Below are 14,513 nucleotides of genomic sequence, written 5' to 3'. Positions count from 1 at the left end.
GGTGAACGCTCCTGTAGATGCTTGCTTCGTTTAACTACGGGACATGCATGTGCCCCGCAGGTTATCAGTTACTCGGCTTCCAGCTGCTTGCCTTGGGTTTCCGGCAGGCTCAGGGCCGCCAGGATCACCACGCCATAGGACACCGCCGCAAACGCACCGATTCCCACGCTCAGCGGCACCTTCTGGCTCAGCAGGCCGATCAACAGGGGGAACAATGCCGCCACCGCCCGGCCAATGTTGTAGCAGAAGCCTTGGCCCGAACCACGAATACGCGTAGGAAACAGTTCGGTGAGGAACGAGCCCATGCCGCTGAACATGCCCGACGCGAAGAATCCCAAGGGGAAGCCCAGCCAGAGCATCACGTTATTGCTCACGTGCAGTTGGGTATACAGCAGCACGATGGTGAATGAGCCGATGGCGTACAGGACGAAGTTCTTTTTCCGGCCCAGGATGTCCGACAGGTACGCGCTGATGACGTAACCCACGTAAGAGCCGACGATCACCATTGCCAGATAACCGCCGGTGCTCAATACGCTCAAGCCGCGTTCATTCTTCAGGAACGTCGGCAACCAGGACGTGATGGCGTAATAACCACCCAAGGCGCCGGTGGTCAGCAGCGAGGCGCGAAGGGTGGTGAAGAGAATGCCGGGGGCAAAAATCTCGTAGAACTTCGCTGGGTTTTCCGGCGTCAGCCGGGCCTTGGTCTGGTTATAGACGTCCGGATCCTTGACCAGCCGGCGGACGAAAATCACAAACACTGCCGGCACGATGCCGAGGATGAACAGTGCGCGCCAGGCATCTTCCGGCGGCAACACCGAAAACAGCAGCGCATACAGAATCGCCGTCATGCCCCAGCCCAGCGCCCAACCCGATTGCACCATACCGACCGCCTTGCCACGGTCCTTGGCGCGAATCACCTCGCCCATCAACACCGCACCAGCGGTCCACTCGCCGCCAAAGCCGAAGCCCATCAGTGTGCGGGCGATCAACAGTTGTTCGTAGTTCTGGGCGAAGCCGCACAGGAAGGTGAAGAACGCGAACCACAACACCGTCAGTTGCAGGGTGCGCACGCGACCGATGCGGTCCGAGAGAATGCCCGCCACCCAGCCGCCGATGGCCGAAGCGATCAGGGTACTGGTGTGGATCAGCCCCGCTTGCCCGGTGGTGATACCCCACATCGCGATCAGGGTCGGCACCACGAAACTGAGCATCTGGGTGTCCATGCCGTCCAGGGCGTAGCCAATCTTGCAACTCCAGAATGTGCGACGCTCCTGCTGGTTGATATTGCGATACCAATCGAACGGGCCAGAACGGGCCTGGGGTTTAGGGACGCCGAGCGTGTCGGGTGCACTCATGGGGGTTCTCCGCGGTTTTATTGTTGTGAGTCTCGACGACGCTGACGTGGAGACCGTTGCCCCGATTCTTGAGCGCGCGGCCGATCCCGTCCAACGAATAAAACCTCGGCTGGGTCATAAGAAAAACTTGATTGGGTAAGACGCAGGGCCTGGCTGAACACCGTTGTGGCGAGGGGATTTATCCCCGCTGGGCTGCGAAGCAGCCCCCAATGCAGCAATAGAAATGATCCGCCTGACATATGTGGTGGCCTTGTAAGGGGGCGCTTCGCGCCCCAGCGGGGATAAATCCCCTCGCCACAACAGCAAGACCATTGTTGGCTACAACCCGCGCAAATCCCGCTCTTCAATCGGCCGGCTCTGGCGCAGGCGCTTGCCGCCCAGTACCACCCAGTCGATCAAGCGGAACAGGCACTCCAGGCCAAACGACAGCAGCAGGGCCCCGCTGATGCCCCAGATCATGGCCTCGGGGGTCAGCAGGATCTGGTAGCTATAGCCGTTCCAGGTTTCCTTGCGGATATCCGGATCGGCGGCCAGCGCCACTTGCAGCAAACGGATGTACCACGGGCCTTGCATCGCCTGGAACTGTTTGTCCAGGGCCTGCTGGCGAACCAGCAAGGTGTTCAGGCTGTCGGCATCGCTGCGAAAGATCGGGTCTTCGCTGGCGCGGTAATGGGCTACCAGGGCCTGCATGTCACCCTTGAAAAACTGGTTGGCGGTGCCCTGGAAACCTTGCAGGCCGGTTTGCGCCTCGATCAAGTGCGCCTCGACCCGCTTGGCGTAATCGCTGACGAAGCCCGGTACCTGGACCCCCACCAACAGGCCCACTGCGAACAACACCAGCCGGAGATAACTGAGCAACATAACGTGACGTCCTTATTCGGTCTGGCCGTGGCTGACGCATTCGCCGCGTCGCCACAGGCTCCATTGGCCCGGTTCGTAACGGGTCCAGGTTTCGTTTTCGGTCAAGGGTTCGGTGGCGATGACCGTGACCACGTCGTTGGGCGTGGTTTCGGCCTGGAAATCGACGATCACGTCCACATCCTTGAGCCGCGCCGGGCCAAACGGGGCGCGACGGGTGATCTGGGCGAGTTTGGTCGAGCAGTAGCAGAACAGCCAGTCGCCATCGCTCAACAAACAATTGAACACGCCTTTGCTGCGGTATTCGGCGCAGGCCTCAATCAACGAAGGGAGCAATTGCTCCACCTCCACCGGCTCCGGGAAAGCCTGACGCACGCGGTTGAGCACATCGCAGAACGCCGCTTCACTGTCGGTGTCGCCCACCGGGCGGTAGAAGCTGACCTCTGGGTGGAAATCGGCGAGTTGGCCGTTGTGGGCAAAACACCAGTTGCGGCCCCACAACTCACGCACGAACGGGTGGGTGTTGGACAGACAGACCTTGCCGACATTGGCCTGGCGGATGTGCCCGATCACCACTTCGCTCTTGATCGGATAACGCTGCACCAGGTTCGCCACTTCCGACTCGCTGCTGGCGGCCGGGTCCTGGAACAGGCGCAGGCCTCGGCCCTCATAGAACGCGATGCCCCAGCCGTCCCGGTGCGGCCCGGTCTTGCCGCCGCGCTGCATCAACCCGGTGAAGCTGAACACGATGTCGGTCGGCACATTGGCACTCATGCCCAGTAACTCACACATGCTCGAACTCTCGCTTGAATGGGCAGGCTTGGTTTACAGCCGCGGCTCGATACGCGAACGCTGGGGATTGCTCGGCACCGGCGGGCGACCATAACGATCATCACCGGCCACACCGAACGGTGGTTCATCCTCGGGCTCATCGGCGGCAGCGGCCGCTTTTGCCGCGGCAGCCCGCTCCTTGCGAGCGTTGGAGGCGCGCTCGATGGGGAAGCGGATCAGCACGACAACCAAGTAGAGGCCGAAGGCGATCATGCCGTACATGAGCAGGTCCGACGCTGCCCGCCAGACGTTGTTGCCCACCTTGAACAACACGTCCAAGGCCACAATGGCCAGGGCCGGGGCGACCTTTTCCTTGACTGGATCAACAATGGTGGGGCTGAACAGCAGCACCGCCATCAACAGCCGCAGCGGCTCGCGCAACCAGCGCCACATCCAGCGGGTCATGCGCATCCATACCAGCAGGCAGCCCAGGGCGGCGAAGGCGTAGAGGCCCCAGGCAATCAGATAGTCGTTCTCGGTCATGGTGTCCATGGCAAGGCAGGCAAAGAGGCGCTTATAGTAACGGCTTTTCGCTCGTCAGGCTGCCCCGGCGTCTGCCGAGTGGCTTGTGTGGCGAGTTCGCTTGCCTGACAGAACTAACCACGCCGGCCGCTGGTCCCTTTTTCGTACACTGTTCGAGAGCCTTTCATGTCCCTATCTGCCCACGTTTCCAACGCCCCGATTGCCCACAGGGACGCCGGTGTTGACCCCTACGCCTGGCTGCAGGAGCGCGACACCGACGCCGTGCTCGACTACCTCAAGGCGGAAAACAGCTATCAGGAGGCGCAACTCGCCGACCAGGCCGAACTGCGCGAAACCCTGTTCCAGGAGATCAAGGGCCGAATCCTCGAGACCGACCTGTCCCTGCCCTCGCCCTGGGGCCCGTACCTGTATTACACCCGCACCACGGCCGGTGACGAATACCCGCGCCATTACCGCTGCCCGCGCCCGGCCGACGACAGCCTGACCGTGGACGAGCACCGCGAACAGCTGCTGCTGGACCCGAACGAATTGGCCGGCGGCGGTTTCTTTTCTCTTGGCGCGTTCAGCATCAGTCCCGACCACCAGCGCCTGGCCTACAGCCTGGACACCACGGGCGACGAGATTTACACGCTGTTCGTGAAGGAATTGTCCAATGAGAAGGTCAGTGAACTGTCCTTCGAGAATTGCGACGGCAGCATGACCTGGGCCAATGACAGCCTGACGCTGTTTTTCGGTGAGCTGGACGAGACCCATCGCCCGCACAAACTCTGGCGCTATCGCCTCGATGGCACCGCCGCCGAAGAAGTGTTCCACGAGCCGGACGGGCGTTTTTTCCTGCATTGCTACCGTTCCAGCTCCGAGCGGCAACTGATCCTGTCCCTGGGCAGCAAGACCACCAGTGAAGTCTGGGTACTGGACGCCACGCAGCCGCAACAGCCTTTTACCTGCCTGGCGCCACGGCGGGAAGACCACGAATACGATGTCGATCACGGCCTGCTCGACGGCCAATGGACGTGGCTGATCCGCAGTAACCGCGACGGCATCAACTTCGCCTTGTACCAGGCCGCCGATACGGGCGTGGTGCCGACCGAAGCCGACTGGCAGAACCTGATCCCCCACAGCGACACCGTGATGATCGACGGCTTGAGCCTGAACGCCGGGGCCATGACCTTGAGCCTACGTGAAGGCGGCCTGCCGATCATCGAAGTTCATCCACAGGGCTTGCCGGCGTATCGGGTGCAATTGCCGGACGCGGCCTACAGCCTGCATGTGCAAAACAGCCTGGAATTCGTCAGCGAGCGCATTCGCCTACGCTACGAGGCGCTGAACCGCCCGGCGCAGATCCGCCAGCTGGACCTGGCCAGCGGCGAACAGGTCGTCCTCAAGCAAACCCCGGTGCTGGGCCCGTTCGACGCCGATGCCTACGTCAGCCAGCGGCTGTGGGCGACGGCACCGGACGGTACGCAGGTGCCCATCAGCCTGGTGGTCAAGCGCGAGTCCCTCGGCCAGCCGGTGCCACTGTACCTGTACGGCTACGGTGCCTATGGCGAAAGCCTCGACCCGTGGTTTTCCCACGCGCGCCTGAGCCTGCTCGACCGTGGCGTGGCGTTTGCCATCGCCCACGTGCGCGGTGGCGGTGAATTGGGGGAAGCCTGGTACCGCGCCGGCAAGCAGGAACACAAACACAACACGTTCAGCGACTTCATCGCCTGCGCCGAGCATTTGATCGCCCAGGGTTTCACCACCGCCGAGCAGCTGGCGATCAGCGGCGGCAGCGCCGGTGGCTTGTTGATCGGCGCGGTGCTCAATCAACGTCCGGAGCTGTTCAAGGTCGCGATTGCCGAAGTGCCGTTCGTCGATGTCCTTAACACCATGCTCGACCCGGACCTGCCCTTGACCGTCACCGAATACGACGAATGGGGCAACCCGCAGGAGCCGGACGTTTATGATCGGATCCGGGCCTACGCCCCGTACGAAAACGTCAGCGCCCAGGCGTACCCGGCGCTGCTGGTGATCGCCGGCTACAACGACAGTCGCGTGCAGTATTGGGAAGCAGCCAAGTGGGTGGCGAAGTTGCGGGCCACCAAGACCGATGACAACCCCTTGCTGCTCAAGACCGAACTGGGCGCCGGCCACGGTGGAATGAGCGGGCGCTACCAGGGGTTGCGTGACGTAGCGCTCGAATATGCATTTGTTTTGAAGGTTTTGGGGTTGGGCTGAGGAACTCTGTGGGGCGGTCGGGTCTTAGCTCCATGCGCCAAGCGCTGATGTAACCCCATCCAATGTGGGAGCGAGCTTGCTCGCGATAGCGATGTGTCAGTCAACTTCAGTGCTGGCTGATCCGACGCCATCGCGAGCAAGCTCGCTCCCACAAGGGATCTTCTTCAATCCGAACACGCAACAGACACAAGAAAAAGACCGTGACGACATGTCAGAACCGACCTTACTGAACAAAGAAATCCGCGACTGGCTGATGGACTGCGGTCTGTTCGACCAATTGCTGCCTGTCGACTTCGCTGCGGCGTCGGGCTACTTCAGCATCAGCGCCATCGCCGCGGGCGAAGCGATTTTCCGCGAGGGCGATGCCGGCAGCTTCATGTGCATCATCCACACCGGGCAAGTGGCCGTGCAGAAAACCGGCCCCGACGGCCAACCCGTGACCATCGCCACGCTGCGCAGTGGCCGGGCGTTCGGCGAAATGGCGGTGCTCGATGGCGAGCGACGCTCGGCCAGTTGCATCGCCGCCAGTGATTGCCAGTTGCTGAACCTGGGCAAGGACTCCCTGGAGAAAATGCTCAACGACGCCCCGAAGATCGCCGCCAAGATCATCCGCGCCCTCGCCGTCTCCCTGTCCAAGCGCCTGCGCATGGCCGATGGGCAGTTGCTGTCGCAGCAGGTCTGACAGCCAATACCTGTGGGAGCGAGCTTGCTCGCGATGACGGCGGATCAGCCAGCACTGAAGTTGACTGACACACCGCTATCGCGAGCAAGCTCGCTCCCACAGGTTATTGCGTCGTCTTGTCGATTTACCCCCCCGGCGGCTTGGCCTTCGGCGGATTCGGCTCCATGCCCGGTATCGGCTGGTCCTTGGGCGGCTTGGGCATTTCAATCGGTGGCAACAACGGCGGCCCACCGCTTCCGGGGCCTGGCTTGGGCACCCCGTTGGGCGTGACCGGCGGGTATGGCATGGGTGTGGCCGTGCCGGGCGAGCCGGGAATGGACGCCGGGCTTACCGGAATCGTCGGTTGCTGGGCCTGCGCCGAACTTATCGAGAGCGCCGCCAGGGCAATGGCCGTTAGAATGATGCACTTCATCAATGGCTCCGTGGCTATTGTCTGTCTTCAGGCTAGTCCTTACCGCGCCGGTTTGCCCCCTCTCACGAGATTTCCATGAAACGTTTCGTTCTGCTCGACACCACCCCCATCCCTGACAACGGCGGTGCCCTGTGCCTGTTCGAGTACGGCGAAGACTTCGTTATCAAGATCCAGGGCGGTGATGGTGGGCAGCTGATGAACACCCGCATGCACGGTTCCGAAGACGCCCTGGCGGAGATTCCCTGCCGCAAGGTCGCCGGCCGGCCCCGCTCGCGCGTGCTGATCGGCGGCCTCGGCATGGGCTTTACCCTCGCCTCGGCGCTCAAGCATCTGGGCAAGACTGCGGAAGTGGTGGTGGCCGAACTGGTCCCCGGTGTGGTGGAGTGGAACCGCGGCCCCCTCGGTGAAAAGGCCGGGCGACCGCTGTCGGACCCGCGCACGGTGATCCGCATGGAAGACGTGGCCAAGGTGCTGCAAGCCGAGCCCCAGGGTTTCGACGCCATCATGCTGGACGTCGACAACGGCCCGGAAGGCCTGACCCAGAAAGCCAACAGTTGGCTGTATTCGGCCGGTGGCCTGGCAGCGTGCGCCAAGGCCCTGCGGCCCAAGGGCGTGCTGGCGGTGTGGTCGGCCAGCGCTGACCGGCAGTTTTCCGACAAGCTGAAGAAAGCCGGCTTCAAAGCCGAAGAAGTGCAAGTGTTCGCCCACGGCAACAAAGGCACCCGCCACACCATCTGGATTGCCGAGAAACTCAAGGGCTAAGCTAAACTGTACCCAACCGTCATCAGTCTTTATTTACAAAGGTGAACCCATGAGTTCGTCAACGCCACCGTCCAACACTGCCAAGCTGGACCGCATCCTCGCCGACGCCCAGCGTGATCGGGAAATGGGCTACCGCGACAAGGCCCTGAAAATGTACCCCCATGTCTGCGGTCGCTGCGCCCGTGAGTTTTCCGGCAAGCGCCTGAGCGAACTGACCGTTCACCACCGCGACCACAACCACGATAACAACCCGCAGGACGGTTCCAACTGGGAACTGCTGTGCCTGTACTGCCACGACAACGAACACTCGCGCTACACCGACCAGCAATATTTCGGCGAGGGCTCGCTGAGCACGCCGAAAATCGCCAAGGCCACGCACAACCCGTTTGCGGCGTTGGCCGGGTTGATGAAGAAAGACGAGTAGCCTGCCATTGTGGCGAGGGGATTTATCCCCGCTGGGCTGCGCAGCGGCCCCCTGCATTCGGTCTGACAGCGCGCGGTGGCAGTGAGATATCGGGGCTGCTTCGCAACCCAGCGGGGATAAATCCCCTCGCCACAGGGTCTTGTAAACACCGGGAAGCCAGTGTGGGAGCGAGCTTGCTCGCGATGGCGATCGCCCCTTCACCACCAATCAGCGAAACTGACCACCCTCCCCCATTCCCCGTATAATCGCGCCTTTTCCCCAAAGGCACCCCGCCCGTGGCCAACAAACGCTACAGCTGCATCGGTCTGTTCAACCCCAAGTCACCGGAAAACGTCGGTTCGGTCATGCGTGCCGCCGGTTGCTACGGCGTGGCCTCGGTGTTTTACACCGGCAAACGCTATGAACGCGCCGCCGACTTCGTCACCGACACCAAGAAAGTCCACTACGACATTCCGCTGATCGGCATCGACGACCTGAAGAAAATCCTGCCCCTGGGCTGTGTGCCGGTGGCCGTGGAACTGGTGGAAGGCGCCCGCCCGCTGCCGGAATACACGCATCCGGACCGGGCGCTGTACATCTTCGGCCCCGAAGACGGCTCGCTGGACAAAGACATTCGCGACTGGTGCGAAGACGTGGTGTACATCCCCACCACCGGCTGCATGAACCTGGCCGCCACGGTCAACGTCGTGCTGTACGACCGCATGGCCAAAGGCAACAACACCCGCTCGGGGCCGCAATTCCGCTGATCGGTGCAAAACTCGATTGAACAAGGCAATCGCTCGGGCAGTCAGTTTTATACCAACCCCATACTGGAGACAGATCATGAGCGATAACAATCCGTTCGAGCCGATTGAGAGCACCCCTTTCCAATCTCATCCGCCGCAAAACGTGCATGGTTGGGAACGTATTGGCTCACTGGCTGGCGGTGTGCTGATGATGGGCAAGGGCTTGCGTCGCGGCGGTGTGATCGGTCTGGCTCAGTTGGCTATCGGCGGCATGGCCCTGGCCCGGGGCATCACTGGGCATTGTTCGGCCAAGAGCTTGCTGGAAAAGAACCGTCAGAACCTGCAGAACGCCCGCGCCCGCATCGAACAGGCCGGCGATGAGCTGAGCCGCCTGAAGACCAATGCCGAAGCGGCGACTGGCACGGCGACGGTGACCGGGAATGATTCGCTGGTGTCGCCGAAGGCTGGGCTCTGATCGGATAGGTGCGGTGGGCCTGATGGCCCCTTCGCGAGCAAGCTCGCTCCCACACTGGATCTTTGGTGGACACACTGTTTGTGTACGACATCGATCAATGTGGGAGCGAGCTTGCTCGCGATAGCGGCGTCACTGAAGTAACCGGGTATCCAGCACCGTAGAGCCGGCCCCCAGGATGCTTTCACTGAGCTGCACAAACTCCTGGGTGTCGACCGTTTCCAGCCGCATCGCCCCCTGCAACACATCATCCAGCGAACGCTTGTTACGGGTTTTCAGGCGAATCTCGCGGTCCAGTTCCTGCAGCAGCAACACCGCCTTGGCCACCGTCGCCGGGCTGATCTGCTCGCCGCGCAAGGTCGTGACACCCTTGCTGTCCCGGGCGAGCCGGTCATTGAGGGCCTGATAGCGCTCATCGCTCATGCCGCCAGCGCGGCGTAGCAGCTCGACAGCGTAGTACTCGGTCAGACCCTCGCTGATCCAGTCGCTGCGATCATGATCCTTGACACGCGCCAGCGCCTGCACCAACTCGCGCAACAATGGGCTGCTGCCCCGCTCGCTGACCAGCGGCGGACGGCTGTGCAGGTAAATCGAGTCATGCCCGGCCTGGGCACCCCGCCACAACGGGTCACCCGCGCCGACAATCAGCAGCTTGGCAGGATGGCGCGGCACCACCGCTTGCACCTGCGGCCAGACGAACGTCAGCAGCGTCAACACGTCCATCCGGCGCATGCCCTGGCCCCGAGGCGAAGCCACCGTCACCTCGGTCTCTCCCAGGCGCGTACGGCGGCTGCCAAGCTTGCCGGCGAGCATCCAGCCCGTGGGGCGGTCGAACAGACGCGAGGGGTTGTCGATGCGAAAGCGTTGCTTGCCGATGCGCGGCCAGGGGGTCTCGATGCTTTTCCAGCCTTCGGGCAACTCCACTTCCAGCCGGGCAACCAGTTCGACGCCGTCCTGCTGATCGAGCTTGGCCGACGGCACCAGATCGTCGCCGCGCAGCAAGGCCCAGTTCGGGGTCATGCGGGTTTCGTAGGTGCCCGTCTTGCGCGCATGGCTGATGCGTACCCGGTAGCTCAGGCTCGCCTTGTCAGCGGCCGGGCGCCAGACACCACGCGCTTGTTTGCCAGGGCTGAGCTGCCATTGGCCGTCAGCCTTGAAGTCGCTGTAGCGGCTGCCGTCACCCAGGTCGAAATCCAGGCTGCGTACCGCCGAACCCCGCGCCAGGGTCAGGCGCACTTCGGCCTGGTCGCTCTGCGGCAACAGGTGCACGTGATAATCCAGATCGACTTTCTGCGCCGCCCACAGCGGCCCGCATACCACCAGCAGCCCGGCCGCCAGCATCCGTTTCAATCCTGCAGCCATGGGTTCTCCCTGGTAGCGCGATGCCCGGCGGCTCAGCCGGCGCGGAAAATCAGATGATCTTCCCAATCCTCTTCCGGCACGCTGCCTTCGGCCAGCATCCGCCCGGACTGGGAAATACGTTCGTGGTGCACGGCGTCGCGGTCGCCGCAGACCAGGTGATGCCATAGCGGCAAATCCTTGCCCTCGCTGACCAGCCGATAACCGCAGGTCGGTGGCAGCCATTTGAACTCATCGGCCTTGCCCGCCGTGAGCTGGATGCAATCGGGAACGAAATCGCGACGGTTGGGGTAATTGGTGCACTGGCAGGTTTTCAGGTCCAGCAGTTTGCAGGCGATGCGCGTGTAGTAGACGCTGTTGTCGTCTTCGTCTTCGAGCTTTTGCAGGCAGCACAGGCCACATCCGTCGCACAGCGATTCCCATTCCTGCGGATCGAGCTGATCGAGGGTTTTGCGTATCCAGAACGGTTCGACTTTGGCGGCCATGGCTCAAGCATCAACATCAGGTGGTGAAAAGGCCGACAGTCTAGTGCCGGGACCTCGCCAGGCCAAGCATTGGCGACTGTCGGTAGGCAGGGGCTTGCCAGGCTGGACGTCGGGACGTAGGTTGCTTCATTCATCTTCCCGAACCCAGTCAGGTAAGCCCATGAGCGCCAATCCTCGCATCGCCGATTACGCCATTCATCCTCAGTTCATCGAACGCTGGTCGCCCCGTGCCTTTACCGGCGAGAACATCGCCGAAGAAACCCTGCTGGGCTTTTTCGAAGCCGCGCGCTGGGCCCCGTCGGCCTACAACTCGCAACCCTGGCGTTTCCTGTATGCGCGCCGCGACACGCCAAACTGGGAGCGCTTCCTGGGCCTGCTCAATGAATTCAACCGCAGCTGGGCCCAGCACGCCTCGGCGTTGGTGATCATCGTGTCGAAAACCACCTTTGCGGTGCCCGGCGCCACCGAGGAAACCCCGGCGCAGTCCCACACCTTCGACACCGGCGCGGCCTGGGGCCACCTGGCGCTGCAAGCCAGCCTCAGCGGCTGGCACACCCACGGCATGGCCGGTTTCGACCAGGAACTGACTCGCAAGGAACTGAAGATCCCGGAAGGTTATGCGCTGCACGCCGCCGTGGCGATTGGCAAGCTGGGGGACAAATCCACCCTGGCCGACTACCTCCAGGCCCGCGAAACCCCAAGCCCACGCCGACCGTTGAGCGAACTGGTGGCTGAGGGCGACTTCACCCTGTAACCCTATTTTTTGACCGCTGAAGATCCACTGTGGGAGCGAGCTTGCTCGCGATGGCTTCAGGTCAGTCACTTTGATGTCGACTGACATGACGCCATCGCGAGCAAGCTCGCTCCCACATTTTGATCTGTGGCGAACACATTTTTTTGTGACCACTGAAAACCCACTGTGGAAGCAAGCTCAGCCCCACACTGAATCCGGGCCTCAGTAGCCCCGGTTGAAATCCACTTCCCCGCGTAGCGCCTCACCGGCCTGATAGGCCCGCAGGTTTTCCAGGAACAACTGCACCATCATCGTCGGCGATGTCGGCGCCGAGCTATGGCCGGTCAATAGCAGGCCCCAGGCAGTCCAGAATGGGTGACGCTGCGGCAGTGGCTCCTGGCGGCAAACGTCGATCACCGCCCCGGCCAGGTGCCCATCCTTCAAGGCCTGCACCAGATCCGCATCCACCACGGCCACGCCGCGTCCGACATTGATGAACAGTCCGCTTGGCTTGAATTGCTTGAACAACGCCGCGTCATACACGTCATGGGTATTGGGCGTGTTGGGCAGCAGGTTGATGACGTAATCCACCTCGCCCACCAAGCGTGGCAGATCCTCCAACGTCCCGACCTCGATGAAAGGCGCCAGCTCCCGGGCCTCGCTGGCAATGCCATACAACTGCACGCCAAACGGTACCAGGAACTGCGCCACGCACTGGCCAATATCGCCGGTCCCGACGATCAGCACCTTGCGCCCGGCCAGGCCTTGTCCCTGGCGGTTGTCCCACTTGCGCTCCACCTGGCTGACCAATCGCGCCAGCACCTCACGCTCGTGGCCGAGCATGTAAGTGAGCACGTACTCGGCCATGACCTGGCCAAAAATACCCACGGCACGGGTCAGGCGGTAATTACGCGTCAAGCCCTCGGCCAGCAGCGGCGTGATGCCCGCCCAGGTCGATTGCAGCCAGTGGGGGTGATGGCCTTGACGCAGCAGGGTGGCCAGCAGATCCGGCTGGCCAAGCCAGACCGGACAGTCGGCGGCCAGTCGCGACAATTCAGCGGAGTCGCCGCTGGTCAGGACTTCGAGATCGGGGGCAGCCTGGCGCAGCAGCTGGGCATACACCACGTGGTCGTGTTCGGCAATCAGAACGCGCATGAATCAACCTTTCAAAAACGATGCAGACAACCGCCGACAGAGTGTCGCTCCATCCAGGCGGTCATCGCCAATAAATCATTCCAGTGTTTCAAGAGCCCCCAGGACGGGGGCCAGGAGATCGTCAGACCGGGTCGTTGCGTCGCAGCAACTCTTCGGGCAAATGTTCGATGTACTCGTCTTCGGCCGGTGGCATCTGCAGGTGATAACCCTGGGTGTCGAGGTTCTCCAGCACTTTGTCGATGTCCTCCCGGGACAGCGCTCGCTCGGGGCTCAGGACCAGGTCAAAGGCATGGATCGCCTTGCCAAAGGCCGCCATCAGAGGCTCGGGCACACGCTTCAAGGCATCGCTCTTGAGCACATACAAGTACATCTCGCTTTTCTTCGAGCTTCGGTAGATGGAGCAGATACGTTTCAAGGCTGTTCTCCGGCAGTGGCCAGGCTGTCGAGCAGCGCCTGGCCCATCAATTCGCGGCGCCAGCCACGCAGCGAATCGGGCAATTGGTATGGGCCCTCGGGGAAGCCACTCTTGATCAGCGCTTCGAGGGTTTTCTTGCGCAGCATCAGCTCCGGGGCAATCCCCAGGCGCTCGGCTTCAGCCTGCCCCAGCGCCCGCAGACGCTTGACCAGCGCCGAGGCCTCGATGGGCAACGGCTCCGCCACGGCGGGCGGCCATTGTTCGGGCGGCACGCTGGCGGCGCGCTGGATCAGGTCCAACAGAAACTCGCCGTCCTGGCGTACGGTACGTGGGTGCATGTCTTCGATTTTCGCCAGCGCGCCGAGGTTATCCGGCTGCGTGCGGGCCAGGGGCCATAGCGAGTGCTCGCGGATGATGCGATTGCGCGGCAAGTCACGGGCCCGCGCCTCTCGCTCGCGCCAGGCGCACAGCTCGCGCAGCACAGCCAGTTGGGCACGGGACAGTTTCCAGGCCAGCTTGGCCTCGCGGTACACCTCATAGGGGTCGACTTCGCGACGCAGGTTGGCCACCAGTTCGGCGCCATCCTCCAGGACCCAGGTGAATCGTTCGTCGGAAAGCTTCGGGCGCAGTTGCACGAACACTTCCGCCAGATGCACCGCATCTTCAGCCGCGTAGCTGATCTGCGTCTCGGACAGGGGCCGCTGCAACCAGTCGGAGCGGGTCTCGCCCTTGGGCAATTCGATCCCCAGCACTGACTGCACCAACCGCGAGTAACCCATGGAAAAACCCAGGTTCAGGTAGGCGGCGGCCAGTTGAGTATCGAACAGTGGCGCGGGCAGGCTGCCCGTCAGGCGCAGCAGGACCTCAAGGTCTTCGCTGCAGGCGTGCAGCACCTTGAGCACCGCCGGGTTTTCCAGCAGTGCGGCCAGGGGCTGCCAGTTGTCGATGGTCAAGGGGTCGATCAGGTAGGCACGCTTGCCGTCGCCGATCTGCAGCAAACCGGCAATGGGGTAGAAGGTGTCGACCCGCATGAATTCGGTGTCGAGGGCGACGAAGGGCAACTGCTGCCATTCGGCGCAAAACTGACCGAGGCTATCGTTGTCGCGAATCCAGTGAATATCGATGGCCACACGGCTCTCCCT

17 protein-coding genes are annotated in these 14,513 nt (G+C 62.4%); 7 read left to right on the top strand and 10 right to left on the bottom strand.

The genetic code is table 11. The features are described 5' to 3' along the window. Nucleotides 1-68: 68 nt before the first annotated feature. From LOY70_RS07580 to LOY70_RS07565, 4 genes are all read right to left on the bottom strand, one after another. Nucleotides 69-1,355 (bottom strand): MFS transporter, encoded by a 1,287-nt coding sequence (locus tag LOY70_RS07580; RefSeq protein ID WP_265035146.1) that lies wholly within the window; start codon nucleotides 1,353-1,355, stop codon nucleotides 69-71. A gap of 318 nt (nucleotides 1,356-1,673) precedes the next feature. Continuing rightward, the gene (locus tag LOY70_RS07575) at nucleotides 1,674-2,216 is read right to left on the bottom strand and encodes a DUF2937 family protein (RefSeq protein ID WP_025212399.1); all 543 of its coding nucleotides are present in this window, start codon (nucleotides 2,214-2,216) and stop codon (nucleotides 1,674-1,676) included. Between the two features lie 12 nt (nucleotides 2,217-2,228). Further along, entirely contained in the window at nucleotides 2,229-3,005 is a 777-nt protein-coding gene (locus LOY70_RS07570) for a class II glutamine amidotransferase (protein ID WP_123342272.1), read from the bottom strand. A 33-nt stretch (nucleotides 3,006-3,038) separates the two neighbouring features. Continuing rightward, nucleotides 3,039-3,536 (bottom strand): MFS transporter, encoded by a 498-nt coding sequence (locus LOY70_RS07565; RefSeq protein ID WP_123342273.1) that lies wholly within the window; start codon nucleotides 3,534-3,536, stop codon nucleotides 3,039-3,041. 156 nt (nucleotides 3,537-3,692) lie between these two features. Here LOY70_RS07565 and LOY70_RS07560 point away from each other — a divergent pair, with 156 nt between their 5' ends. Further along, nucleotides 3,693-5,747, top strand: coding sequence for a S9 family peptidase (locus tag LOY70_RS07560; protein ID WP_265035143.1), 2,055 nt, complete (start codon nucleotides 3,693-3,695; stop codon nucleotides 5,745-5,747). Between the two features lie 208 nt (nucleotides 5,748-5,955). Continuing rightward, nucleotides 5,956-6,429 carry a cyclic nucleotide-binding domain-containing protein gene (locus tag LOY70_RS07555; protein WP_003198869.1) on the top strand — a complete coding sequence of 158 codons (474 nt, stop codon included), beginning with the start codon at nucleotides 5,956-5,958 and terminating at the stop codon, nucleotides 6,427-6,429. 124 nt (nucleotides 6,430-6,553) lie between these two features. Here LOY70_RS07555 and LOY70_RS07550 read toward each other — a convergent pair whose 3' ends face one another. Next, nucleotides 6,554-6,841 carry a hypothetical protein gene (locus tag LOY70_RS07550; RefSeq protein ID WP_123414726.1) on the bottom strand — a complete coding sequence of 96 codons (288 nt, stop codon included), beginning with the start codon at nucleotides 6,839-6,841 and terminating at the stop codon, nucleotides 6,554-6,556. A gap of 75 nt (nucleotides 6,842-6,916) precedes the next feature. Between LOY70_RS07550 and LOY70_RS07545 the strand changes: the two genes are divergently transcribed. The 4 genes from LOY70_RS07545 (at nucleotide 6,917) to LOY70_RS07530 (ending at nucleotide 9,227) form a co-directional block, all read left to right on the top strand. After that, nucleotides 6,917-7,603, top strand: a complete 687-nt coding sequence (locus LOY70_RS07545) for a spermidine synthase (RefSeq protein WP_265035138.1) — start codon at nucleotides 6,917-6,919, stop codon at nucleotides 7,601-7,603. 49 nt (nucleotides 7,604-7,652) lie between these two features. Then, nucleotides 7,653-8,027 carry a YajD family HNH nuclease gene (locus LOY70_RS07540; RefSeq protein WP_025212393.1) on the top strand — a complete coding sequence of 125 codons (375 nt, stop codon included), beginning with the start codon at nucleotides 7,653-7,655 and terminating at the stop codon, nucleotides 8,025-8,027. A 275-nt stretch (nucleotides 8,028-8,302) separates the two neighbouring features. Beyond that, nucleotides 8,303-8,773 carry an RNA methyltransferase gene (locus LOY70_RS07535; RefSeq protein WP_003198862.1) on the top strand — a complete coding sequence of 157 codons (471 nt, stop codon included), beginning with the start codon at nucleotides 8,303-8,305 and terminating at the stop codon, nucleotides 8,771-8,773. Between the two features lie 76 nt (nucleotides 8,774-8,849). Further along, nucleotides 8,850-9,227 carry a DUF2892 domain-containing protein gene (locus LOY70_RS07530; protein WP_123342276.1) on the top strand — a complete coding sequence of 126 codons (378 nt, stop codon included), beginning with the start codon at nucleotides 8,850-8,852 and terminating at the stop codon, nucleotides 9,225-9,227. A 129-nt stretch (nucleotides 9,228-9,356) separates the two neighbouring features. Here LOY70_RS07530 and LOY70_RS07525 read toward each other — a convergent pair whose 3' ends face one another. Beyond that, on the bottom strand, nucleotides 9,357-10,586 hold the full coding sequence (locus LOY70_RS07525; protein WP_265035130.1) for a hypothetical protein: 1,230 nt from the start codon (nucleotides 10,584-10,586) through the stop codon (nucleotides 9,357-9,359). A gap of 32 nt (nucleotides 10,587-10,618) precedes the next feature. Next, nucleotides 10,619-11,068 (bottom strand): YcgN family cysteine cluster protein, encoded by a 450-nt coding sequence (locus LOY70_RS07520; protein ID WP_123342278.1) that lies wholly within the window; start codon nucleotides 11,066-11,068, stop codon nucleotides 10,619-10,621. 160 nt (nucleotides 11,069-11,228) lie between these two features. Between LOY70_RS07520 and LOY70_RS07515 the strand changes: the two genes are divergently transcribed. Next, the gene (locus LOY70_RS07515; protein ID WP_123342279.1) at nucleotides 11,229-11,822 is read left to right on the top strand and encodes a nitroreductase family protein; all 594 of its coding nucleotides are present in this window, start codon (nucleotides 11,229-11,231) and stop codon (nucleotides 11,820-11,822) included. 201 nt (nucleotides 11,823-12,023) lie between these two features. Here the strand turns inward: LOY70_RS07515 and LOY70_RS07510 are convergent, their stop codons facing one another. From LOY70_RS07510 to rnd, 3 genes are all read right to left on the bottom strand, one after another. After that, nucleotides 12,024-12,956 (bottom strand): D-2-hydroxyacid dehydrogenase, encoded by a 933-nt coding sequence (locus tag LOY70_RS07510; protein ID WP_265035127.1) that lies wholly within the window; start codon nucleotides 12,954-12,956, stop codon nucleotides 12,024-12,026. Between the two features lie 121 nt (nucleotides 12,957-13,077). Further along, the gene (locus LOY70_RS07505; protein WP_265035125.1) at nucleotides 13,078-13,371 is read right to left on the bottom strand and encodes a YcgL domain-containing protein; all 294 of its coding nucleotides are present in this window, start codon (nucleotides 13,369-13,371) and stop codon (nucleotides 13,078-13,080) included. Beyond that, nucleotides 13,368-14,501: a ribonuclease D gene (gene rnd, locus LOY70_RS07500; RefSeq protein ID WP_025212386.1), complete on the bottom strand. Its 1,134-nt coding sequence runs from the start codon at nucleotides 14,499-14,501 to the stop codon at nucleotides 13,368-13,370. The genes LOY70_RS07505 and rnd overlap by 4 nt, the downstream gene beginning before the upstream one ends. Nucleotides 14,502-14,513: the final 12 nt, after the last annotated feature.

The sequence above is a fragment of the Pseudomonas sp. B21-054 genome (genome assembly GCF_026016345.1).
GTDB lineage: Bacteria > Pseudomonadota > Gammaproteobacteria > Pseudomonadales > Pseudomonadaceae > Aquipseudomonas.
This window is presented reverse-complemented; position numbering and strand designations above follow the sequence as displayed.